Here is a 24852-nt window from a genome sequence, read left to right as displayed (position 1 = left end):
CAATAGTCTAGACCTTTGGTTTATTTATGTATACATTAATAACAAACTGGTTAAGGAAAACAATTAACACAATGACAGCCGCGTTTTGGTTTTACTCATCCAATAATAACTCTTGGTATCTATCGTCAGATTTACAAGAAGCGCTAACTCTAAATAATTCACCCTCGTCGGCAGAGTTAATTTCAGCCATTCCGGCCATCAATCGCTTCAGTGTATTACGGCAATTTAGTAAGCTATTTCTTGGAAAATCAAAAAATGGAGTACTCGAAACGACTCTGAAATCAAAAAATAATGAAACATTGCAGGTCAAAACCGAAGTAAAGCGCATTTGTGACCGTAATGGAGAGATTAAAATCGAGGGAACAGTAGATCTCGTTAAGAGTCCTTCATCATTTCTGCAAATTCCTTCAGTAGCAAAAATTGTTTACGAAAATACGTCAGAGGGCATATTAGTTACAGATGCGAATGGTTTTATTCTATCTGTTAACGCAGGATTTAGTCGGATTACTGGATATTCCTACGAAGAGGTCATTGGAAAGCGCCCAAGTATTCTGAAATCAAACAAACAAGACCAAGGCTTTTATCAAGATTTATGGCATTCAATTATACGTGATGGTGCTTGGACGGGTACGTTGTGGAACAGAAAAAAAGACGGAACTTTGTTCGCATCTTTTCAAAACATTAGTCAAATTCCCTTAAATAATGGTCCAGTAAAATACGTCAGCGTATTCTCTGACATAACATCAGACCACAACTATAAGCAAAAATTAAAACAGTTAGCATACCACGACCAGTTAACCGGATTAAAAAATCGCGCCTATTTACGGGACAAAGTCAACAGCCAAATAGAAAAGAACAAATCGCTCCAGTTTAATTTGTTGTTCATCGATTTAGACAACTACAAACCAATAAACGATAACTATGGGCACGCATATGGCGATGAGATACTTAAGCTTGTAGCTACAAGACTTGAAAGCACATTAGATGACGAGTTTGAGATTGCTCGATTCGGTGGTGATGAATTTATTGTTTATATTCCAAATTTTAACGATTGTGAGTTGCGCAATTACATTACGAAAATAAAAGCAGCCATGCTTATACCTTTCGAATACAAAAATATAAAGCACCAATTATCCGCCAGTATTGGAGTAAGTGCTTATCCTAGAGATGGCAAGAACTTTGACGAACTATTGGTCGCATCTGACTTAGCCATGTATTTTGCGAAAAGCACAAAACAACGCTCGTGCAACTACATTGAAGACATGGGATACTCAGCCTCCAGACAGGCGCGTCTTGCCAAAGATTTTGTACCGGGCCTTCTCTCGGGTGAATTTAGCCTCGTTTACCAGCCAAAAATTAACACTAGTAATCGACTTATTGTTGGTGTGGAAGCACTGTGTCGTTGGCAACATCCTGAATTTGGTGCAGTTAGTCCACAAGAGTTCATCACAATAGCTGACCAATATTCTCTCCATTCTGAGCTAACAGAATGGGTTGTAAATAAAGCCTGCACAGATTTCAGACAAATTTCAAGAATAGCTCCTACTTTAGACCTTGCCATTAACATCTCTGGTTCTCAACTCAAAAGTGATCGGTTGGTCGAACTGATAAAAACCGTTTGTGAAGTTTCAGGTGTTCACACTAGTCAGCTAGAGTTGGAAATAACAGAGAACGAATTGATTTCCGACGTAGATAAATCAATACGTGTTTTAACGAAACTTCGAGATATGGGTGTAAGAATTGCTATTGATGATTTTGGCAAGGGCTATAGCTCTTTTTATTATTTACGTACACTACCTATTAATGCATTGAAGTTAGATAAAGCATGTTTACAGTTCGATGAAAATGATGACGAGACAGCATTAAACATATTAAATGCAGTGGTAAACCTAACCTCATCTATGAACCTAGCACTAGTAATTGAAGGCGTAGAAAATGAGCACCATCTCTCGTTAGTTGAGCAAGTAGGCGCTAATACGGTACAAGGCTTTTATTTCAGTAAGCCGCTACCAATTGAAATCATATATCAACAAATAGCCATCAATCACAATAAGAAGAATCAACTAAGACAAACAAAATAGAGCTGAAACTAAGGAACATCACCTTCACAATTTTGGCTTAAAAATCAATAACATTTGACATTACCCTGATAACTGACAATTTGATTTTATGGATTAGAAAACGCATGACTGTCTAGCGATTTTAGCGGTTCACGTTTAAAGTAACACCGCCCTTTGACTCATTTTGTATTGCATGAATACTGATCAGGTCGATGCTTTTTGTGATACATCGCCTCATCCGCTAAATCTAACCACTCTTGTACAGATTTAATTTTATCGTTCCACTCCACCCAGCCTAAACTAAACGAAATTGGCAAGTCTTCGCTATTTTCCAATTTGAGCGTAAATTTACTCTGTGTAAATCGTTCAAAGAACGCTTCCGTTTCCACTACGTTTGTGCCGTATAACAAAATGACAAATTCATCCCCGCCTATTCGGCCAAACCTATCACTTTCCCTAAGCAGGCATTGTGTTGTCTGTGAAAAGTGCAAAAGTGCTTTATCTCCAATCTTATGTCCGTATTTGTCATTGATTACTTTAAAGTCGTTGAGGTCGACATACACCAAAGTTGAAGACTTCTGGCCTCTCTCCATTCGGCTAATTTCATTAGATAATTGATGAAATATCTCTCGCCTATTATCTAATCCTGTAAGCGCATCAGTTTTAGAGAGTCTTTCTAGTTTGGCAACCGCTTTCACCAGCGCATTTTGCTGCGCTTTTTCCTTGGTAACATCATCTGCGGTACCCAAAATAAGAGTCCGTCGCTCACTGGCGTCGTAAATCAAACTTCCTCTATCGTGCAAGTGCTTTATACTTCCGTTTGCATCCACAATACGATATTCAATGTCCCAATTTTGTAGTGGACGTTCATTAAATACAGCGTGAACCCGTGCTTTATCTTCTTCATGAACGTGATTTATAAACGCCGTAGGGTTGCAGTAAAGCTCATATTCATTGCAACCGAAAATAGTACTGAAACCGTTATTCACGTACTTAAGAGTACATAAGTCAGATGAAGCAACCCATATAAATGTGCGATCTGAAAAAGCACTTACGATTTTGCTAAATAAGGCTTCTACTTGAAATAACTCGGTTTCTAAACGTTTCTTATCATCAATATCTTCAACAACAGAAATAAAACACTCCGGGTTACCTCGTTTATCTCTGACAAGAGAGACCATTAATTTTCCCCACACTATCTTCCCGTCACTGCGAATGTATTGTTTTTCAAAGGTGTAGTCTTGTATCTCGCCCTTTAGTAAGCGATTAAGGTAAGTAAGATCTTCATCAAGATAGTCGGGCACGGTGAGTTCTTGAAAGGTCATTTGGGTTAATATTTCTTTTGGATAGCCCAAAAACTCGCAAAGCTTTTTGTTAACTCTAATGAATTCACCATCTAGGCTTACGTGTGCAAGCCCAACAGCACAAAAGTGAAAGGTCTTCTCAAACATGGGCTACCGCCCTAATAAACAACTGCATTCCATCGCCTCTATTGTTAAATTACGAACATCTTGACTACCGCGTTAATAAGCGCAGTTTCACAAATGACCTACAGGTACATCGTCCTAATTAAATAATAGTACAGAGAACGCAAACGCAACACGAAAGTTACACTTAAATTCAGAACTATTTGTCGCTGAATATTACAATTGCAGACTTTACTCTGCACTAGTTAACATTGAACATAAACCTTCATAATTTCAGACAATTAAAACTACCCCCTAAAAATTACACTACCCAGTTTACTTTTGTTTGAAAATCGCAATATAATTACACTACACCGTGCAGTTTACAAATATAAATGGAGTGATTACATGAAAACGAAAGTGACCATGTACTTACTGATTGGAGTTTTTATTATGATTTCATGCTGTAGTTCTTCTCAATCAATGGCTTCTGACATTCTTTCGAAGCAAAAATCAATTCAAGAGAACACGCCTATTCAGGAAACAGGCACTGAAGATAACGGCAAGTTTTATAATCAACATATTGATTATAAAACCAATTGGTGGGATATATGGAAAGTATTTAAGGCATACTGGCGAGATGATAGAAAGGCTGCCACACCTACATTCGATATTCCCGTAATAACGCTAACACCAACTATTTTGGCATCGCTCGAAGATGACAGTATCATCAAACTCGGCCATTCATCATCATTATTAAAGCTAGCCGGGCAATATATCCTAATTGATCCAGTTTTCAGTGAACGCGCCTCCCCTTTTCAATGGATGGGGCCTAAACGCTTCCACGCTTCACCAATATCGTTAGATTCATTGCCTCAATTGGCAGCTGTAATTATAAGTCACGACCATTACGACCACCTAGACAAAGGCAGTATTGTCAAACTCAAAGACAAAACTGACAAATTTATTACCCCCTTGAAAGTAGGCAAACATTTACGAAAATGGGGAGTAAACGCGACTCAAATCAAAGAACTTAACTGGTGGGATTCAGTAAAAGTTGGTGATGTAACAGTTATTGCAACCCCTTCACAACACTTTTCTGGCCGTGGATTATTTGACCGTGATAAAACTTTATGGGCAAGTTGGGTAATTCAAAGCCCTGAGTCAAAAGTGTTCTATAGTGGAGACTCAGGTTATTTCAACGGCTTTAAAGAGATTGGGGAGAAATATGGCCCGTTCGACTTGTCGCTGATAGAAACCGGGGCGTACAACGAGATGTGGTCTGAGATCCATATGCATCCTAACCAAAGCCTACAAGCACATATAGATGTTAATGCAAAAGTCATGATGCCCGTTCACAATAGCACTTTTGACCTTGCGTTACACGATTGGAACGAACCTTTGATAAAGATTGTAGAGCTGGCTCAACAAAATGATATAGTCATTAGCACACCTATGTTTGGCGAACCTCTTCCTATTGGAGATGCTGCTTTTGCGCCAAACAAAATGTTGTGGCTTGAGCCCTAGCAAAAGCCACAACGCTTTAGAAATGTTATACACCCAACCACTATTTGTATGTTCAATCACTTAAAGACGCATAAAAGCGCTTTTCAATATCTTTAGCAGACATAGGTTTGGCATACAAATAGCCCTGAGCAAAATCTACTTGCAAGCGCTGACAATAATTGGCTTGCTTTTCAGTTTCAACGCCTTCCGCAACTATACTTAAATTTAGTTTTTTCCCCACATTCACTATGGCCTCCATAATCGCGCTATCAAACTCATTTTCAGGCGCGTTTAACAAAAAGGACCGGTCTACTTTTAGGTGACTGATTGGGAATTGGCGTAAATAACTTAGCGAAGAGTACCCTACGCCAAAGTCATCTATAGATATATCCACGCCTTTATCCCTTTGCGCTTTAAGCCCATTGATTACCTCGTTATTCGCTTGAATAAGAATATTTTCGGTAAGCTCAATACCTATATCTTTTGGTGCTAAGTTGTATCCGCTTTTGCATTCATCAAGGTTTTCAAAGAAATTAGGCTGCACTAGTTCTTTGCCTGACACATTGATATCTACTCGCAAATAAATGCCTTTATTGCGCCAGTCATTTATTTGCTGGCAAGCTTGCTCAAGTACCCATTGACCAATCAGTACAATTAAGTCAGTACGCTCGGCAATGGGAATAAACTCACTAGGAGGGACACTTTGAGACTCATCGGCAGGACACCAACGAAGCAACGCCTCACAAGCAGAAATTTCACCGGTTTCCAAATCAATCTGAGGTTGGTACATCAATTCGAATTCATCGTTTTGGAGTGATTCGTGAAGTTGCACTGCCATCAACACTTGCTTTTTCAGCCTATCGCCCAGTGTCGAATCAAACATGCGAAAACGGTTTCCACCCTCAGCTTTAGCTTGATACATAGCCACATCGGCATACTTAAGTAAATCGTCAGGTTTAATGCCGTCACTAGGAAAAGCACTTATTCCAACACTACATGTAATTCTTACTCTTTCTCTGCCTAAATCGAAACTGCATTCAAAACTGTTTGTCAGGCGTTGCGCTAACTGGTGTACTTGGTCTTCGCTCAACCCCAGGTTTGAAACAATAACAAACTCATCACCACCGAATCTTACTAGCATACCCTCGTCTTTTAAGCATGCCCGCAACCGGTGAGTAACCGTGCGTAATAATTCATCGCCCCAACTGTGCCCAAGGGTATCATTCACCTCTTTAAACATATCAAGGTCGATAAACAACAAGTAAAAAGGATTGTTATTAGACTCACTGGCTTTTATACGAGACTGAAGTACTTCATATAGCTGACGTCTATTAGGTAGCCCCGTTAACAGGTCTGTTGATGCCATGTGCTTAAGCTGCTTTCGCACGGCATGTTGTTCACTCAAATCGATATCGATGCAATACATCTCAGGAGTAGAAGTATGCTCTTTAAGCATAACGTGGGAGGAAAACACATGGATGGTTGCGCCATCTTTACGCTTGAGGGGTAATTCTTCAGACGGAATAGGAATACCTTTTTCGATCCACTGATGGTGAAGAGCAATAACCTCACTTCGCATATGTTCTGGAATAATCAGCTCTTCAAGCTTTTTTCCAATCGCCTCTGCATGACTATAGCCATAAATGGCCTCGCTAGATTTGTTCCAGTAAATTACTTTTCGGTCTTTGTCATACCCTTGTACAGACACTTTTGGCAATGAACTAATTAGCTCCAGAAACTGCTGTTCCCCTTTTTCATACTGCGCTAAAGACAGATCAGACTTTCCATTTTTCACCATCATAGCTCTCCCTAGTTTCTGCAAACCGGGCGTCTCTTTTCTACTGCTAGCTGTTGCTAAGCTGTATCAAAAAGACAATTCCACTTTACATTTAATGATATGAATCGAAGTCTTCCAGACAGACTACTATACCGCCTTAAAACTTGCATCTTTCATAATTAGACCCGATTTTGAGTAAATAAAATACGAGTAAATATAACGCTGAAGTGTAGTAAAAAATTGTGTGTTTCACACGATGATGTATAGCAAAGGCCATATTAGACGAGCTTTATTGGTTGATTCAGTGATAAATAATAAAAACTCAACTACGTTTAATTATAAGTAACTTAAAAGAGAATAAGGCTGTGATTGCTGCCGCTTGTAACTTTAATCAACTTATTCGCGATTTTATAGACGTAAGTAAAGACGGGTACGCGATATTCTGCCCCGATGATAAATTGTTATTCGCAAACTATGTTTTCTTAGACGCCTTTTGTGCAACTCAAGAGTCCACTGAATATTGGACGTTTGATCAACTGGTAACGCATGCATACAAGATAAAGCGCGGTGTAAATATTGAAACTGAACGTCTTGAAGACTGGTTGAGTTATGTTCACAGTGTGAGACGTAAGCGGGCTTTTCGCATTTTTGAGGTCGACCTTGTGGACGGACGGTGGATGTTATTTTCAGAACAGTTACTTGAATCGGGCGAATTGCTGGTTCAGATAAAAGACATCAGTAAGCAGAAACTTACCGAAATAACGCTGAAAGATTCTGTCACCAAACTGAAAAAGCTAGCTTTAACAGATTCACTTACAAACCTTGCTAACAGGCGTGCGTTTGTTGATGCGGTAGAAACTGAATTAGCCCGTTGTCAGAGAAATGATTTGTCAGCCACAATGCTCGTCATCGACTTAGACTACTTTAAGAAAATTAATGATACCTATGGTCACTTAGCCGGTGACGAAGTGCTAGTCCATACCGCGCAAATTCTAAGGCGCGCAACAAGGCAGTACGACATAATTGGCCGCCTTGGAGGAGAAGAGTTTGCTGTATTTATGACTGATACGGATGCTTCAAGCTCATTTGAAATCGCTGAACGCATTCGACAGACAATTCAAGCTACGCCAACTACTGTTGACGATACTCCCGTTGCAGTAACAACATCCATTGGCATTAGTATTCAAACGTCTCCATCTACATTCGAAAATTTATTTAATGACGCCGACGAAGCCCTTTACCATGCAAAATCTCTGGGAAGAAACCAAACTGTGGCATCGAACGAGATATAACATCTGTCCCTTTCTTCTATGTCTATAACTAGAGCCTGTTTACCATTGCAGTGCGTTTTTACAGCAAAAGTTAACACGCTCTAATTTATTCGGTAGGTTTTACACCCGATTTGCGATTAGAAGCTCAACTCACTGAAGGTACTTCTTCCTCTGCCAAAAGCGCCTCGTTTCTGTGATCAGTCGCTAATCTTTCATACAACAAAGGCAAAACAATTAAAGTAAAAAATGTACCTATTAGCATGCCCGCTACCAAGATGATACCAATACTGTTTCGCGCCTCTGCACCTGCGCCTGTAACTAACACAAGTGGGAAATGCCCCAAAACGGTTGCGCCTGTAGTCATCAATATTGGGCGCAGTCGTGTTGCTGCCGCTTCTTTCACAGCATCTAGCTTTGATTTTCCAGACAGCTGTAATTGATTGGCAAACTCAACAATCAATATACCGTTTTTCGCGATAAGCCCGATAAGAGTAACCAGTCCAATTTGACTGTAAATGTTGATAGTGGTTAATGATAAGAACGGCAACATCAGGGCGCCAGCAAGGGCCAGTGGTGCACATCCTAACAACACCACCAGCGGGTCGCGGAAGCTGTTAAACTGAATGGTGAGCAAGAAGTACACAATAATCAGAGCAACTCCTAGAACGCCTAGCATGGTATTGCCTTCTTTGCGCAATTGTCTGGACTCTCCTGCATAGTCTATAGAGTAATTGGCCGGCAGCGTCTCAGCTGCAATTGACTCAATAGTACTCAGCCCTTGTTCCTTGGTAATGTGAGGCAACACACCAGCTAGAATTCTAAATGAGCTTTGCTGATTGAAAGAGCCCAGTACTCTAGGGCTGGTAAAGGTATCCAAGGTTGCAAACGATGACACTGGAATTAAAGCGCCTGAGTCTGTGCGTACTTTCATTGCCAATACTGACTCAGGATTATACCTGCTATTATCATCCACAATAGGAATAACACGGTACGCTTTACCGTCTTTGTTGAAGTAATTCACAAAGTTAGTCGACAGTAACACACTTAATTGTTCATTGACGTCTTGCACCGTCAAGCCCAAATCGGCAAGTAGCGCTTTGTCTATTTGCAATTCCGCTTGAGGCAAATCGATTTTCAAGTCGGTATTAACAAACATGTAGTTGCCCGACGCATTCGCTTGGCTGATGATTTTGTCGGCATATTCTTTCATTGTTACGGGATCATCAGTGGTACGAAAAACAATTTCCACGTCAAACTGCCCCGCTGTCGGTAATGATGCAGGTAATACTGGGAACAAGGTTAAGCCGGTAACTGTACCCAAACGGCCGTATAAGTCGTATATCATGTCGTGGACCGACATTTCACGCTCTTCAAATGGCACTAATTCTACACCACCAAAACCTGCCGATGCCGTTAGAATTTGCCAAGTAAACTTCGCACCTTCAGACGCATTAAGTACCGCCACGGTATCGTTCATTTTTTCAGAAGTGTATTGCTGCGACGACTCGGGTGGCGCTTCAACTACCACATTAATGGAACTTTGATCTTCCGTGGGAGCAAGTTCTTTCTGTGATAACACATAAAACGGTACGCTTAAAAGTGAAAACACAATAGCAATAACTGTAATTTGGGCACGCCACGCGAAACAATGGAAAAGCGCGCGTTTATAGGCGCTTTGAAGTCTATCGAAATAGTGATTCACGCGCTGCGTAAACGGCCCTTCTTTTCCGCCTTCAGGGTTAACATAGGCACTCATTATGGGCGAAAGTGTCACGGCAACCACGCCTGAAATAAGCACAGCAATAGCCAATGTGAACGCAAACTCTCTGAAAAGAAACCCGGTCAAACCGGTTAAAAATCCAATAGGAGCGTATACGGCAGCAAGAGTTAATGTCATCGCGATAACAGGAACTAATAACTGTCTTGAACTGATGAGGGCAGCTTGAAGACGTGGTTTTCCCTCGCGCATGTGTCTTGCGACGTTTTCTACAACCACGATAGCATCGTCTACCACCAAGCCAACAGACAAAACAATAGCCAAAATGGTTAGCAGGTTTAACGAAAATCCAATGACGGAGATAACTGCTACAGCACCTAATACTGAAATAGGAATGGTAACAAGAGGAACCAATGCGGTACGAAATGAACCCATCATCAGTAAAATAACAATACCAACTAACAAAACGGTTTCAATTAGCGTGGTAAATATCTCTTTTATCGAGTCACGCATGTACAAAGTGCCGTCGTAACCAGTGGTAATATGCATACCCTCGGGCAGCGTTGCATTTACCGCGTCAAGCTTCTCATAAAGGGCATCACCAATATCAATTTCATTTGCGCCAGGTAGCGCCCACACGGCTAAAAACACTGTGGTTCTGTCATCAAGTCGCGCGGTAACAATGCCTTCTGCCTCGCCAAGTTTAATATCGGCCACATCGCTAAGTTTAAGCTGACTCCCTGCATCGTCGCGTATGATTAGCTGTTCAAAGTCGGCAACTGTGCTTAGGTTGGTATTCGCCATTAAATCAATTCGCTGGAGATCATTTTCACTGTATCCCAAGGTGGCGATAGTATTATTACGTTGCAGAGCGCTATATACTTCGCTGGCACTCAGGCCGTAAACAGCAAGTTTCTCTGGGTCAAGCAGCACCCGCATAGCCGGGTTTCTCCCACCTTCTAAAGTAACTTTTTGCACGCCATTAATGTCATTAAGTACTGGCACCACGTTGCGAATCAGGTAATCACTCACTTCGCTGCGGGTTTCATTTTTTGCTTCAACATCAAGATAAAATACTGCATATGGGCTATCGGCACGCACAATATCAATAGACGGGTCTTCAGCGCCGGTAGGTAGCTCAAACTTAATCTGATTTAGTTTAGTAGTGAGATCAGATAATGCATCTGTGGTGTCGTGATTAAGCTCAAGCCAAGCCGTTACTTTGCTCAAGCCTGACGTTGTAACTGAGTCGACATAGTCTACCCCTGGAACCGTAGAAGTTACACGTTCGATGGGCTCGGTCACATAGCCCTTTACAACTTCAGCAGATGCGCCGGTATACACAGTGTTAATAACCAGTGACGCACTTTTAATTTTGGGATATTGCTGCACAGAGATGTTGTTTGCCGCGTTAATCCCTGCAAGCAGAATTAACACAGACAACACAATGGCAAGCACCGGCCTATTTACAAAGGCGTCCATTATTGACGGTTTGTTTTCATTAGGCATACTCATGGCTATTCTCCAGCGCCATTAAACGAGTTAGGCGCTTGGGTATATACCAGTAAACCTTCTGAGAGCTTAAATGCACCTTCGGTAGCGATAAACTCGCCACCTGTGAGGCCTTGTAAGATAACTTGGTTGTCTTTTATGCGCTCGCCGACGGTTACTTTTACAGGGTTTGCTCGCCAGTCGTTGTTGTCGTCGCGCTTAAGTTCATAAACATAGTTGCCAGTATGATCTCGATAAATCGCATTGGTAGGCACAAGTACGTGGTGAGAACTTGCTCCACTAACAATAACGGTAACCATTTGATTCGGGCTTAATACGTTATTGGTATTATCCAGTGAAGCGCGGTAAGTAATTTGACGGGAAGCGCTGTCTACCTGCGGATTTCGTGCGATAATTTCGGCAGAATAAGTTTCTTCCGACTGACCAATTACTGTAACCAAAACACGATTGCCAATAGCCGGTTGTTTGGCCGTTTGAGGCAACGCAAAATCAATCCATATGATATTGCTGTCACCAACAAGTTGAGTAATAACCGAATTTACATCAAGCATTTGACCTACCTGATAGTCTTCTAGGCCAACCACGCCACTGAACGGCGCCTTGATAGTTTTCTTCTGAATTACTGACGACAAGTTCTCAACTTCAGCAGAGGCAATTAACATTTCTGCTTCGGCCATATCCACGTCGTTTTGACTTGTTCGCTTTTGCGACAATAGCGTTGCTTGACGCTTGTACTGTGCTTTCGCTAATTTCAAACGGGCATGGGCGGCTTTCAAATTGGCTTGCTCGAGACTGCTATCTTGACGCAACAATACCTGATCAGCCTTAACGTTATCCCCTGGCGCAAAACCAACATAGGTGATTGGCCCTGCGTATTCTGTAGTAAGTGTTAACGACTTAGGTGCTTTGGCTTCACCTATCACGTCATAGCTATTCGCCAGTTCAACCGTTTCAACAACTGTGCTTTTCACACTGCCTGACGGTTCTGGAAAAGACTCACCAAACGCGATAGCTGCTTGAATTTGTTGAAATTTAACAAATCCGAGTGATGCTATAACGACAAAAATGAGCGCGATACTTATTAGCCAACGAGTTATGTTCATTATGTTAAGCCTCAATTAACGAAAGTTTAATTCTGTGAGTAGTGAAACGATGCGGTTGACCGTTTGTAACGTGAGCGGTTGTTGCCAAGGATAGCTGTTTATTAAGCGGATCATGCTTCGAATAAGGGGTTCATTGACATCTAAAGGGGCCGACAATGTCGCAGTACCTTCAATGATCTGCTTCGACTGTTGAATGCGAAGTACCCGTTCATGCCCTACCATCATCGCCCAGCTGCTCACTGTGATCTCCTCAATGAATTCATCGACATTCACGCTCTGTACTAGCTCATCTGCTTTAATACCATCAGACAGACGCGCTTTAAACATGGCTTCACACCCCGCGCCTGCATCAATCATTTTTTGTGTCCAACGCGGTGTTGCTTTGCGGATAACGGCATCATTTGTGGCAAATGACTCTAACTCGCTATCAAAGGGAAAGCGTTGTAATTTCTCTGGGGACAATAAGCTAATTGCGATAATTTTTTCAGGCGTGCTTAGTTCCAAATCCAGTATTTGTTGGAAAACTGAAGTTATGTGTGAAAAGGATTCAAATGCCAATGCCATGACAATGTCTTCTTTGCACTGAAAGTGCTTGTACACCGACCCCATAGAAAGCCCAGATTTAGATGCCACTTTGGCCATAGTAAAACTGGTGACGGACGAAGCAAGGATACATTCAACGGCAGCATCTATAATTTTTCTCTGCTGCTCTTCAGTACTGAATTTAGGGGCTGGCACTGTATTTACTCCATACATCACAAAAATCGAACCCTATTCGAATGACATTCGAATGGGGTTCAAATTATAGTAAATAAAGTAAAAATGTCACTTATTTTTTGTTCAGGAATCAATTCGGAACGCTTTACTGTTTTTTTAGGGAGTATTTATCTTAAGTAGACTTTTGCGCTCAAATTTCGATATTAACAATGCGTTACCTAAGCTTGATAATGTACTGCTACTATACTTAGCTGCCATCAAAACATTATTTATTACTAAGATTAAATTTTCACCTCAACACATTCAGGTAAACGCCTTGTTTAAAACATGTATATTTTTTGATAACGTGAGCGTTCTATAGGAATGGAGCATTTAGCACCTGATTTTGAAAAGGATCTCTAAATTGGCTAAAACATTAACTAAAGCCACCGCCATTCTAGCGCTTTTGTTTAGTATCATTGCATGCGAAAAAGCATCTACATCAAACACAAGCAGTGCCATAAATGCGCTTAAGCAACATACATTCAAGCTTTACAGTAAGGATGAATTTTCTGGCTCAATACTGATAGCTAAAAATGAGGAAATATTGATACATGAAGCTATTGGTTATTTTGATAGAGCCGAGAAAAAGCCCTTAGATACAGATGCTAAGTTTCGATTAGGTTCTTTAAACAAGATGTTCACCTCAGTAGGCATCCTGTTGCTTGTAGAGAAAGGTAAAATCAATTTAGATGAGCCCATGAATACATACCTACCCAATTTCAAAAATAAATCGATCTCTGAATTTGTGACAGTACATCATCTTCTATCTCACACTGGTGGTACAGGCGATATTTTTGGCCCTATGTTTGATCAAAACAGGCTCTCACTAAAAAGCCATGATGATTATGTGAGGCTGTATGAAGACCGAGGAGCCACTATGCCACCCGGAAACACTTTCCAATACTCGAATTTTGGTTTTATTTTGCTTGGGAAAATAATCGAGAATGTGTCGGGCCAGGATTACTATGAATTCTTAAAAGAAAACTTATTTAGTGAGCTCGATATGAAAGCAACCGGCTTTGAACCTGAAGAGCGAGTTTCAAGAGAATTAACGAAAGGTTACATGCGCGTCGAAGATAAATGGGTAGATAACAAAGATACCCTTCCTTGGCGAGGAACTGCAGCAGGTGGTGCATATTCAACAACAGGAGATCTTTTTAAGTTCGCAGTTGCTCTAAAAAATGAAAAGTTGATAAGTAAAGAAACATTAAATTTAGCAACGACCAAACACGTCGCTATGGGAGATGCTGCTTATGGCTATGGGTTTGGAGTTTTTGGGGAAGGAGAGTCATTCTTTTATGGTCACAACGGTGGTGCGGCCGGAATGAGTTCATGGTTATCAATATATCCTAAGAGTGGATACATCATTATTGTGCTTAGTAACTACGACCAACCGATTGCAGATGAGGTACAGCGCTTTTATGTAGAACAAGCTAATCTCAATTAAGTAACAATATTTGGTAAATATCGACAAATATCTTATACAACCCCTAACAAAAGGCGAAAGGCGCTCAATCATAAGGTGTGTTAGTTGGCTGTAAAATCACGGTGTCCGACTTTACCAGTAGGTCCACTGTCTCTATGATAAGGAGCATGTTGAGCGGGTTGCTAAAGCTTATATAAAGCATGCAGAACACAATGGTATTAAGGCTTTATTCGTTTTAGCTTTTGCAACCCATAAAAATATTCAACAACACTATAAATTACGGCACTAAAAAGTATATAGATGAGTAACGCTGAAAACATAATATACGCCTATTTATTTAATACATTTTCCATTTCGCTTTTAGTGTTCAAACGGGCAAGTAAGATAAACATACTGTCTCTACCATACTGCTATCCCTGAACAACCAAATACGCTTTTATGGTGTCTACGAAAGAAGATAGTATCGTGACAATATTGTGATTTTTTTATGAAGTGTTTTATTGGAAAGGACTTTGAGCCAATAACTATACGTGTAGACAAGTACATCACTTACACTAAGCGGGTAACCTTACCGTACTTAGTAGCAATAAAAATAAAACTATGGAAAAGCACTCTGATTAAAACAATACAATATAAGACTTTGATTATTAATTACTTTACAACCTAGAGCGCGCATACTTGTGTAGATAGCAACTTACGGACGCGCTTTCTGGTCTTAATAATAAACACTTTGCTGTTAAAACGTATCGAAATGGTCAACACGCTTTAATCTTGAATATTGTTCCGCCCTATTTCAGCAACAACGTTTGGCAGGGTAATAAGCGTAGCAAATTGTAGAAAAACGCTCATCATCAGCGGGCGCAAGTTATGTGAATCAGTTATAAAAATGATTTCTTTAAACACCCAGTAAATGCACAGTAGGCAAATCATTGACAGCAGTAGACCTGCTCTACTTTCCGACCCAACACCCGTTTTACGCTTTCCATCGCGGTAAACTTTAATAGACAGGAACAGTAGCAATGTACAAGCAGCAGATAAGACACTTACTTTTAGCAATATTCCTGTTACCTTTTCCGAATTAAAAAGTGCAATTGCCACACACGAGGAAATATAGATAGTTACAGTAATCCACTGAATATATCTAAAAGGGAGCAGTTGTTTTCCAATAACAGAAATACGCTTTACGGCAACATCAACACTGTTCTTAAATAGTAACAAAGGGAGCAACTGGAATACGAAAAATGCACCTAGAATAGCCAGCTGGGTACGTGTTTGCTCAAATAAACTAGCAGAGAAACCAAATAGCAGTATTAGGGCCCCACACACCAATACGACCATATTGGCTTTCAAAAAGAGAGTATTAAGTGCTTCGGAAGGACTTAATATTTTTCTCAAAATTCCCCACGGTAAGAAGGCATTAATTAGTATTAATTGCACGAAGGTTGATATTTGAAAAGCGATTAGAGGCTCCATAGCGACTCCCAACAACAATATGATTGTATTTACATTTGTGGAGTATAGATTGCTCTACTATTTTGAATCACCACAGAACGTGCATACTGCATTGCAGCACGTACAATAATGAAGATATGCGTTTCATTGAGTTAGATCGTTGCTTTACTTTTTTAATCAAAACAAAAATTAAAAGCGATGATAGTAATATGACTGGAAGCCAGAACGGCATAACAAAATATATTAAAATGGTGCGTCTACCCTGATTCGAACAGGGGACCTCTACCATGTCAAGGTAGCGCTCTAACCAACTGAGCTATAGACGCATTTTGAGAGTGCTTTTCAGCGAAGTAAAAAGCGGTGTTGAAAAGTTTAAAGAAATAAAACCTTAGCAACGGCGCGTATAATACTGAGGCTAGTGCTTGCCTGCAAGAAAAACTTAATCAACAGAGTGTTAAGTGCTTATTTTGTCGGCAATACAACAAAAATAAGCACTAGGTTTTTATTCGTCTTATTAAATCTGCTTAAACGGAAGCGGTTTAATGCTATCCACAAGGGTGCCATCGCTAACCGCTTTTATGAAGTATTCCCCTAATCGATCCGTTTCTTTAAGTACCGTTTGCCAATATTTAATTCGCGTATTGGCATCAAGCACTTCAAAGTCTTTCCTATCGGGAATTTTACTGTAAGGTAAGTTAGCCACAAATGAGGCGGATGGCACTAACATAACCACATTGTCATAACTTGAGCGATGGGGCACTCTGCCCTTTAGCCCTTTATCAAACCAGCCGGGTATGGGTTTATTGTAAAAATGTGGGTACAACACCAAACCTTCATCTGGCCCAAAAGACACATCGAAGTGGTAATCTATTATACCCCCATCGCGGTACATCCCCTTTGGTGCACCCTCTATTTCTTCTACGCCTTCAATAACGACAGGAATAGAGCCCGAAGCCAATAATGCTTGATGAATATTACCTTGTGTGAGTGAACAGTAATGCGTGGGAAGCTCATAAGGGTCATCTATATTAAATGTGGTGTTAGGTGTAGAGAATACATAACGTTCATAAAGCCGAGATAAGCGCTTTCTACTGACTGTATTCATGGCTGCACTCATGGCCAAGCCTGAAAGTTGTCTTACTTTACTTTCGTAACGGGTGGCACCTAAACACTTTGCCACAATTAAATGCGCTTTAAAGCGGTCATTATTGAGTACTTGTTGTTTTCCTGCGTCATCGACCATTATTTTTAGTAAGTCTTCAGCTTTTTGCGTTATTTCCCGTGCAGTGGGTTTATCGCTACTGTAAGTGGTTGTCGAGTAAGACTCTGCCAAGCGATTAATTGCCGCAAGTGGATCATCTTGAACTGCACAAATGGTTCTAAATGCACCGGCTGATGAACCAATGACGTGAATTTGATGAGAAACGTTAGCGAACCACTCAGGAAACAAGACCCTGTCTAACCCAGCCAGTGAGAACCATTTTGGACCACCGGAAGCACCAAGAAAATAACTGAAAATTTCTGGCGTGAAGCCATGCTTCATAATAGTTTCGCGCGCTTTTTGACCTGCGTATACTTCTAGAGGTAACACTTACTATCCTTTATTTGTCTTTTATTTACTTTTTATTTGACTTTTATTTGTCTGGGCTCACTACCGTTTTTCTTTGTTGGTAGATATGTCCTGTCTTACATTTCGCTTTGAATAAAACAGTAAACGAGAGCATGTTGACCTTCGACGATGTAGATGAAATTTAACAGTTAAAAGCGCAAAAGTAACTATGGCATAAGAGCAAGCGTGACAAGCTTTGCAGTAAAATAGCCAGATCAAAGGCGAAAACTAGGTGGTGAGTGAGGTGGTAAGTGCTGCTATTACTTTTAAGAATGTTTCATACTCAGTTTCAGTGATACCCGCTAATTTTTCTTTTTGCCATTTTGCGACCAGTGGCACCAGTGTTTGATAAACTTCCTTTCCCTCGTCGGTAAGAAAAACTTCTGTCGCACGCCTATCTTCCTCACTTGGGCTACGGAAAATTAGATTATTATTTTCCATAGTAAGTAACGCACGTGAAACCTGTACTTTGTCTAGTCGTGTCGCAAAAGCTATGTGTTTTGCCGTAAGCGCCCCTCTGGGAAGGTTATTTTTAGCTTCTGTGATTTCTTGTTCATCTGATTCAATCGAAGAAGGCTCAGGAGGTATAAACTCAGTAGCGATAAGCTCATTGGGCATAATCTCAGCCACTTCACCTAAAGTTGCTAAAATACGCCATTGCGGCATGGTAAGTTGATAAGGTGCATAAACCTTGTAAAGTGACTCACTTAAGTCGCTGGAGAGCATAGCTACTTTATACGCTAACATTTCATTTAGTTTCATATGCCCTTTATCCATCTTTCCATTCCTCGTCACAATTACTCTTCTCAATTACTCGCAAAAGGTCATCACCGAAGATCATGTTAACTAGAGCGTGTTGAACTTTGTAAGATCTTAGCGTTGAAAGCCCCATCTCTCGCAATGCACTTCTCGCGTAAAACCTTCGTGTAAACTTATTAAAACAGCAGATTAAAAAATGCCGCCCTTCTATTTTGTGCTTAACAATTGATTTACACCGTTAATCCTTCTAGCCTAAAACAATTAGTTTCATTTGCAACTAATTAACTTGAAAAATAATTCACCCCAAGACGTCATTGGGTACTGATTGTGCAGGATTTTAGTAAGCATTTTGATATGACTAGCCTTGTAAGGGCACTAACGAAGAATTCAGTGGAATAGCTAAATGGATAACTTAACGTATTTAACGGGTTTTAATAACGAGCACGAATCAGAAGCTTTACCCGATGCCCTACCCAAGGGGCAGTTTAGTCCTCAAAAAGTAAACTATAAGCTGTATGCAGAACAGTTAAGCAGCACGGCATTTACTGCCCCAAGAGCTGGTAATCGCAGAAGCTGGACGTACCGTTTACGTCCATCTATTGCTATGGGTGATTTTGTTGCTGTAAACAATGGACTTGTTCGAACCGCGCCTGAAACAGCAATACCCTGCCCGCCCAATGTACTTCGTTGGAACCCCGTTCCTCTGCCCAATCAGCAAACTGATTTTGTTGATGGAATAGTTACTATTGCCACCAATGGAGATGCCAAAGCACAATTAGGAATAGGAATTCACTGCTACAGCGCTAATAAGGCTATGGAAAACAAGGTGTTTTACTCATCAGATGGTGAAATGCTGTTTGTTCCTCAGCTTGGAAACATGTTAGTGACCACTGAGTTCGGAAAGTTACATGTTTCTGTGGGTGAAATTATGGTGATCCCCCGTGGTGTAAGGTTTTCAATAGCGCCAATCAATGGGCCTATTCGCGGCTACATATGCGAAAACTATGGTCATCCATTTGTACTACCAGAGCGTGGGCCTGTTGGTGCGAATGGCTATGCCAATCAGCGCGATTTTCAATATCCAACGGCATGGTTTGAAGACAACGACATACCACATACGATGATAAACAAGTTTTGCGGTAACTTATTTGAAGCACCACTAAGTCATTCACCGTTTGACGTTGTGGCATGGGTTGGCAATTCAGCCCCTTATAAATACGACCTATCACGATTTAACGTGATGAATACAGTGAGTTTTGATCACCCTGATCCCTCCATCTTCACTGTACTTACCTCTCCTTCCGATTTGGAAGGCACGGCTAACGTTGATTTTGTAATTTTCCCTCCGCGCTGGATGGTTGCAGAACAAACCTTCCGTCCTCCTTATTATCATAGAAATATAATGAGTGAGTTCATGGGGTTAATTGAAGGTACGTATGACGCAAAAGAACACGGTTTTGTGCCAGGTGGAATGAGCCTACATAATTGTATGACGCCACATGGACCTGAAGCTGAAGTATTTGAAAAAGCATCGAATGCCGACCTTGCTCCACAACGTTACGAAAACACGTTAGCGTTTATGTTTGAGTCTCGTTATCCCATCGTCCCCACTGAATTTGCGATGAACTCAGAGATAAGACAACGCGACTACCTTTCCTGTTGGAAAGGATTAAAAAAGTATTTTGATGGTGAAAAATAGTTATCGCACCATCTCTATTGGCTTCATTTCAACAAGGCGAAAGGGGCACACAAAAACTGCGCTCCTTAGCCCCTATCCAGCATTTAAAAGCGCACTTTACAAATCATCACATTGCAGCAAGCAGTAAAATCACAACCGACAATTTATATATTTAGCTGCTCGGTCTTCTACCCTAATATGAATTTACTGCAATTAGAATGTTCCGTAATTTAAATGTAGAGCAACATAAATGTACCGTAATATGAACACTTCCCCTTATACAATAAATTACATAAAGTCCATTCAAAACAAAACCTTAATCATCCCAGTAGCATCACAAATGCAGCATTAACAATAGGTGAAAACTTTTCGTTACACCTTGTCTTTCCATTCCAAAAATGGCGTATTCTGTAGCACTATTGCTTGCTTTTTTACCTCGCGCTTACAATCGAGTCATAAAGCTACAATAAATACAATGTTGAGGAAGCATGACCATGGCTGATTTATTCGACAATCCAATTGGTTTGGATGGGTTTGAATTTCTTGAATTCACAGCACCAAAGAAAGGAATGTTAGAGCCTATCTTCGAAGCGATGGGTTTTACGCGCGTTGCTCGCCACAAATCAAAAGACGTTGAACTATGGCGTCAGGGCGATATTAACCTACTTAGCAACTACGAGAAAAATTGCCACGCATCTTATTATGCTGAAGAACACGGCCCATCAGCGTGTGGTATGGCCTTTAGAGTAAAAGACTCTCAGAAAGCGTATAAAGAAGTACTTGAACGCGGCGCACAGCCAATGGACACGCACACGGGTCCAATGGAGCTTAGGCTTCCTGCGATCAAAGGTATTGGCGGCGCAATGCTCTATCTTATTGACCGTTATCAAGGTGAAAATACCATTTATGACATCGACTTTAATTGGCTTGAAGGTGTCGATCGTCATCCTGAAGGTTGTGGTTTCCACACACTTGATCATCTAACACACAACGTTTATCGCGGTCGCATGAATTTCTGGGCAAACTTTTACGAGAAGCTATTTAACTTCCGTGAAATTCGCTACTTCGACATTAAGGGTGAATACACAGGGCTATTGTCAAAAGCGATGACGGCCCCAGACGGCAAAATTCGCATTCCACTGAATGAAGAAGCTGTTGGCGGTGGCGGTCAAATTGAAGAATTTCTAATGAAGTACAACGGCGAGGGGATCCAACACATCGCTTTTGCCTGTGATGACTTAGTGTCTTGCTTAGATAAACTTAAAGCGAAGGGCATGAAGTTCATGACAGCGCCGCCAAGCACGTATTACGACATGCTTGAAGAGCGTCTTCCAGGACATGGTGAAAATGTTGATGAACTTCAAAGTCGCGGTATATTGCTAGATGGTACAACCGAAGGTGGAGAGCCACGTTTGTTGCTTCAAATTTTCTCTGAAACCGTGTTCGGACCTGTTTTCTTTGAATTTATTCAACGTAAACAAGACGAAGGATTCGGCGAAGGTAACTTCAAAGCGTTGTTTGAATCAATTGAACGCGACCAAGTGAATCGCGGTGTTTTGAACAAGTAACGCTTTATACGCTCAATTTAAAATTTTATTAATAGGTAGTGAGTAATTCCTGAATCGGTTTTACTCACTGCCTTTTTCGTATAACGCACATACAGCTCCAGATGGGTCGCGAATAACGCAAAAGCTGTCGCTGCCGTGATGTCTTACTTCTCCAATCAGCTCCCCCCCATTGGAACAAACCGTGTCAATAGAAGCAGTTAAATTCTCTACAGTGAAGTAATTCACCCACCCGCCCGGCAATGACTCATTAGTGCCTCTCTTGTGGCATATTCCTCCTACTGGCGTACCATCAGGCTTCATCATGACATAATCATTGTACCCACCCATATCAATAGGCTGTTTTGTCCACCCCATTACGGCTTGGTAAAACTGAACTAAGCTTTCTGCATCTTGTACGGTGATATCACACCATGCTGACTGCGACATAAAATTCTCCTACTGGTTAACCAGAATACCTGATCGGTTGACACGATCGTTGATATGCACTTTTGTAGTGCACCACGCCTGACAAACGCCAATCGCGCTTAAAAAGTACCACATTGTCAAGACAAGAAATTGCAAAATGAATAAACATTTTTTACTTTAACTCTAGACACAGCCTGTGGAAAATGCTTGCAAATTTGATAATGTTATCCACTGCACATTGTTTGTACAGTTTATTTATTGTTTTATTATCAATAACTTACACAAACACTCCAAACTACTCAACAAACTTATCCACAGATAAAGTGGATAACACGTAGCACTTAACCACAGTTAGTGGTTTAATGTGAACATCTTCGACATTATCATTTTTTCGGTATCTTATGCCCAAACAGACACTCTTAGTTCGCGAGTCTTTATTTACCATTCACAGCTTAGATCCAGACAGTGATATTCCAGCATCGGTATTAGCAAGCCCACTTTTCTTCTTGGGAAAAACAGAAGAAGAACTGTCGATTGTAGTACCCAATACCATTAACGTCTCCTCAATAGATTGTGATGAAGGTTGGCGTGCAATGGAGCTTCTAGGTCCTTTACACTTATCTTTGATTGGGATCATGGCACAAATCGGCCAAGTGCTCGCTGCTGCAAAAGTGTCAATTTTCGTGGTTTCGACCTTTGACACCGACTTTTTCTTGGTAAAGGAAAACAAGTTGTCAGATGCAGTTTCTGCCCTCAAGAAAGCTGGATACACAGTGAATGAGGAAAAATAGTATTGAACAACAAACTATTACAATACCCACCCAGTGATTTTAAGCGACAGTTTGATATCGCCAGTCCCTTTACTGGCCAAGTAATAGCCCTTTCTGCATTAGAAGACGTTTTAGTTAAAAATGGTTTTTTTTGGGCCAGGTGCAGCTGTATCCTCCACCTCTAATACGGTAATGGCGCCTTTTGATGGGGTTGTTTTAACGGTTTGCCCATTAGACTATGCCGTTGAAGTTAAATCCTCAGCGGGCCTTAGATGCAGAATAAAATACGGTAATGACACGCAGCATTTATATGGAGCTCAATTTTCATGTTCCTTTAAGCCAGGTGACAAATTTTCAATTAAACAGCCATTATTTACGATTAACAGTGCTTGGTTGAAGCAGCAAGGCGTTGCAAATATTTGTATAATGACGGTTTTGAATGCCCAAGCGTTACAAGGTGTTATGCCCACCCAAAGAAGGCATGTTGAAGCAGCAGAAGATACGCTTTTCTCTCTTTACTTATAAATCCTCAGTACGTTAGGCTTTCGCACACAACAAGTAGTTTGGACATTATTCATGAGTACATTCCTTTACGGTATTCCCAATTGTGACACCATAAAAAAACGCAAAAAAGTGGTTAGCAGACAATAACATTACCTACGCGTTTCACGACTATCGCAAAGACGGCATAGAGGCTGACTTTTTAGCTAGCGCAGAAGCAGAACTTGGCTGGGAAGCTATGCTAAATAAACGCGGTACAACGTTTCGTCAACTAAGTGATGAAGACAAAAATGATATTGATAAAGAGAAAGCGTTGAAATTATTGCTACTTCACCCTGCTATGGTGAAACGCCCTATTTTATTTCACAATAACGCTTATCACATTGGATTTAAGCCAGCCCAGTACGAGGAAATATTTTGTTAAACGACTCAGTTATCGATATTGCCAAAAATCTAATGAACCGCCGCTCGGTAACACCGGAGGATGCGGGATGTCAGGATGCAATGAAAGAATTTCTAGGCACACTGGGTTTTAACAATGAGACCATGGTGTTTGACGATACTACCAACCTATGGTCTCGTCGCGGTACAACTGAGCCTGTATTTTGCTTTGCTGGGCATACGGATGTGGTACCTAGCGGGCCTGAGAATGCATGGAAAACACCACCGTTTGTCGCCACTGAGGTTGATGGCTACCTTCATGGCCGTGGCGCGGCTGACATGAAAGGCAGTTTAGCGGCGATGTTAGTCGCTACCCGTGAATTTGTACAAAAATACCCTAATCACAAAGGCAGTATTGCGTACCTTATTACAAGCGATGAAGAAGGCCCGTTTATTAATGGCACAACACGGGTCATTGACACATTAGAAGCACGTAATGAAAAAATCACGTGGTGTGTGGTTGGCGAACCATCATCAACCGATGAAGTAGGCGATATTGTTAAAAATGGTCGTCGAGGCTCATTAACCGGTGACTTAGTGGTTAAAGGCGTACAAGGTCACGTTGCCTACCCTCATTTGGCCAAAAACCCTGTGCATATGGCAATGGCTGCCTTAGATGAATTGGCGAAGTCTCACTGGGATAACGGCAATGAATTTTTCCCGCCTACCAGTTTTCAAATTTCAAACATCCACGGTGGTACAGGTGCAGGTAATGTTATTCCTGGCGAACTCCACGTATGTTTTAATTTCCGCTTTTCTACAGAAGTCACTGATCAACAACTTATCGAACGTGTCACTGCTATTTTAGATAAGCATGAGCTTGACTACGAGATTAAGTGGACCTTCAACGGTCAACCGTTCCTAACAGATACAGGCGCTTTGCTAGAAGCCACTCAAGGAGCCATAGCAGCCGTTAAAGGAAACCCAACCGTACTTTCTACTGCGGGCGGTACATCAGATGGGCGTTTTATTGCACCAACGGGGGCACAAGTAATTGAGCTTGGTCCGGTAAACGCCACCATCCATAAAATAGATGAGTGCGTTAAAATGGCTGACTTAGAGCAACTCGCCGATATGTATTTCGGTATTCTTGAACGCTTACTCGCGAATTAAGCGAGTATGCGATTACACC

18 protein-coding genes, 1 tRNA gene and 1 pseudogene are annotated in these 24852 nt (G+C 41.1%); 10 read left to right on the top strand and 10 right to left on the bottom strand.

Annotation, left to right across the window (positions count from 1 at the left end; all coding sequences use genetic code 11):
- The first annotated feature begins 71 nt into the window (after positions 1-71).
- Positions 72-2081 (top strand): bifunctional diguanylate cyclase/phosphodiesterase, encoded by a 2010-nt coding sequence (locus tag EYR97_RS12395; RefSeq protein ID WP_165478042.1) that lies wholly within the window; start codon positions 72-74, stop codon positions 2079-2081.
- 158 nt (positions 2082-2239) lie between these two features.
- Here EYR97_RS12395 and EYR97_RS12390 read toward each other — a convergent pair whose 3' ends face one another.
- Positions 2240-3511: a diguanylate cyclase gene (locus EYR97_RS12390; RefSeq protein WP_131094114.1), complete on the bottom strand. Its 1272-nt coding sequence runs from the start codon at positions 3509-3511 to the stop codon at positions 2240-2242.
- A gap of 363 nt (positions 3512-3874) precedes the next feature.
- On the opposite strand from EYR97_RS12390, the gene EYR97_RS12385 reads away from it, so the two are divergent.
- Positions 3875-4993 (top strand): MBL fold metallo-hydrolase, encoded by a 1119-nt coding sequence (locus EYR97_RS12385; protein WP_131094113.1) that lies wholly within the window; start codon positions 3875-3877, stop codon positions 4991-4993.
- Positions 4994-5045: 52 nt separating this feature from the next.
- Here the strand turns inward: EYR97_RS12385 and EYR97_RS12380 are convergent, their stop codons facing one another.
- Positions 5046-6773 carry an EAL domain-containing protein gene (locus tag EYR97_RS12380; RefSeq protein WP_131094112.1) on the bottom strand — a complete coding sequence of 576 codons (1728 nt, stop codon included), beginning with the start codon at positions 6771-6773 and terminating at the stop codon, positions 5046-5048.
- Between the two features lie 341 nt (positions 6774-7114).
- On the opposite strand from EYR97_RS12380, the gene EYR97_RS12375 reads away from it, so the two are divergent.
- On the top strand, positions 7115-8041 hold the full coding sequence (locus EYR97_RS12375) for a GGDEF domain-containing protein (RefSeq protein ID WP_131094111.1): 927 nt from the start codon (positions 7115-7117) through the stop codon (positions 8039-8041).
- A gap of 124 nt (positions 8042-8165) precedes the next feature.
- On the opposite strand, the gene EYR97_RS12370 is transcribed toward EYR97_RS12375, so the two are convergent.
- Genes EYR97_RS12370 through EYR97_RS12360 form a run of 3 tightly spaced genes read right to left on the bottom strand, consistent with a single transcriptional unit; the run spans position 8166 to position 13090 of the window.
- Entirely contained in the window at positions 8166-11252 is a 3087-nt protein-coding gene (locus tag EYR97_RS12370; RefSeq protein WP_131094110.1) for an efflux RND transporter permease subunit, read from the bottom strand.
- 2 nt (positions 11253-11254) lie between these two features.
- A complete protein-coding gene (locus EYR97_RS12365) occupies positions 11255-12352 on the bottom strand; it encodes an efflux RND transporter periplasmic adaptor subunit (RefSeq protein ID WP_131094109.1) in 1098 nt (365 codons plus the stop codon).
- 15 nt (positions 12353-12367) lie between these two features.
- Positions 12368-13090 (bottom strand): TetR/AcrR family transcriptional regulator, encoded by a 723-nt coding sequence (locus EYR97_RS12360; protein WP_242635010.1) that lies wholly within the window; start codon positions 13088-13090, stop codon positions 12368-12370.
- A 382-nt stretch (positions 13091-13472) separates the two neighbouring features.
- On the opposite strand from EYR97_RS12360, the gene EYR97_RS12355 reads away from it, so the two are divergent.
- Positions 13473-14558 carry a serine hydrolase gene (locus EYR97_RS12355; RefSeq protein WP_165478041.1) on the top strand — a complete coding sequence of 362 codons (1086 nt, stop codon included), beginning with the start codon at positions 13473-13475 and terminating at the stop codon, positions 14556-14558.
- Between the two features lie 744 nt (positions 14559-15302).
- Here the strand turns inward: EYR97_RS12355 and EYR97_RS12350 are convergent.
- The 4 genes from EYR97_RS12350 to EYR97_RS12335 form a co-directional block, all read right to left on the bottom strand.
- Entirely contained in the window at positions 15303-16010 is a 708-nt protein-coding gene (locus EYR97_RS12350; RefSeq protein WP_131094107.1) for a hypothetical protein, read from the bottom strand.
- A 228-nt stretch (positions 16011-16238) separates the two neighbouring features.
- Positions 16239-16315, bottom strand: a tRNA-Val gene (locus EYR97_RS12345).
- Between the two features lie 188 nt (positions 16316-16503).
- Positions 16504-17580, bottom strand: coding sequence for a patatin-like phospholipase family protein (locus EYR97_RS12340; protein WP_131094106.1), 1077 nt, complete (start codon positions 17578-17580; stop codon positions 16504-16506).
- Positions 17581-17826: 246 nt separating this feature from the next.
- Positions 17827-18375, bottom strand: a complete 549-nt coding sequence (locus EYR97_RS12335; protein ID WP_242635009.1) for a MarR family winged helix-turn-helix transcriptional regulator — start codon at positions 18373-18375, stop codon at positions 17827-17829.
- Positions 18376-18760: 385 nt separating this feature from the next.
- Here EYR97_RS12335 and hmgA point away from each other — a divergent pair, with 385 nt between their 5' ends.
- Positions 18761-20056: a homogentisate 1,2-dioxygenase gene (hmgA, locus tag EYR97_RS12330; protein WP_131094105.1), complete on the top strand. Its 1296-nt coding sequence runs from the start codon at positions 18761-18763 to the stop codon at positions 20054-20056.
- A gap of 473 nt (positions 20057-20529) precedes the next feature.
- Positions 20530-21603: a 4-hydroxyphenylpyruvate dioxygenase gene (gene hppD, locus EYR97_RS12325; RefSeq protein WP_131094104.1), complete on the top strand. Its 1074-nt coding sequence runs from the start codon at positions 20530-20532 to the stop codon at positions 21601-21603.
- A 60-nt stretch (positions 21604-21663) separates the two neighbouring features.
- Here hppD and EYR97_RS12320 read toward each other — a convergent pair whose 3' ends face one another.
- Positions 21664-22029: a VOC family protein gene (locus EYR97_RS12320; RefSeq protein WP_131094103.1), complete on the bottom strand. Its 366-nt coding sequence runs from the start codon at positions 22027-22029 to the stop codon at positions 21664-21666.
- A 380-nt stretch (positions 22030-22409) separates the two neighbouring features.
- Between EYR97_RS12320 and EYR97_RS12315 the strand changes: the two genes are divergently transcribed.
- From EYR97_RS12315 to dapE, 4 genes and pseudogenes are all read left to right on the top strand, one after another.
- Positions 22410-22799, top strand: coding sequence for an ACT domain-containing protein (locus EYR97_RS12315; RefSeq protein WP_131094102.1), 390 nt, complete (start codon positions 22410-22412; stop codon positions 22797-22799).
- Between the two features lie 120 nt (positions 22800-22919).
- Positions 22920-23303: a PTS glucose transporter subunit IIA gene (locus EYR97_RS12310; protein WP_242635008.1), complete on the top strand. Its 384-nt coding sequence runs from the start codon at positions 22920-22922 to the stop codon at positions 23301-23303.
- Positions 23304-23354: 51 nt separating this feature from the next.
- Positions 23355-23703: pseudogene (locus EYR97_RS12305) on the top strand (ArsC family reductase).
- A complete protein-coding gene (gene dapE / locus EYR97_RS12300; RefSeq protein WP_131094101.1) occupies positions 23697-24833 on the top strand; it encodes a succinyl-diaminopimelate desuccinylase in 1137 nt (378 codons plus the stop codon). The pseudogene EYR97_RS12305 and the gene dapE overlap by 7 nt, the downstream one beginning before the upstream one ends.
- The last annotated feature ends 19 nt before the right edge of the window (positions 24834-24852 follow it).

The sequence above is a fragment of the Alteromonas sp. KUL42 genome (genome assembly GCF_006538325.1).
Lineage (GTDB): Bacteria > Pseudomonadota > Gammaproteobacteria > Enterobacterales > Alteromonadaceae > Alteromonas.
Note: the sequence above shows the minus strand (reverse complement) of the source record. Positions and strands in the feature narration are given on the sequence as shown.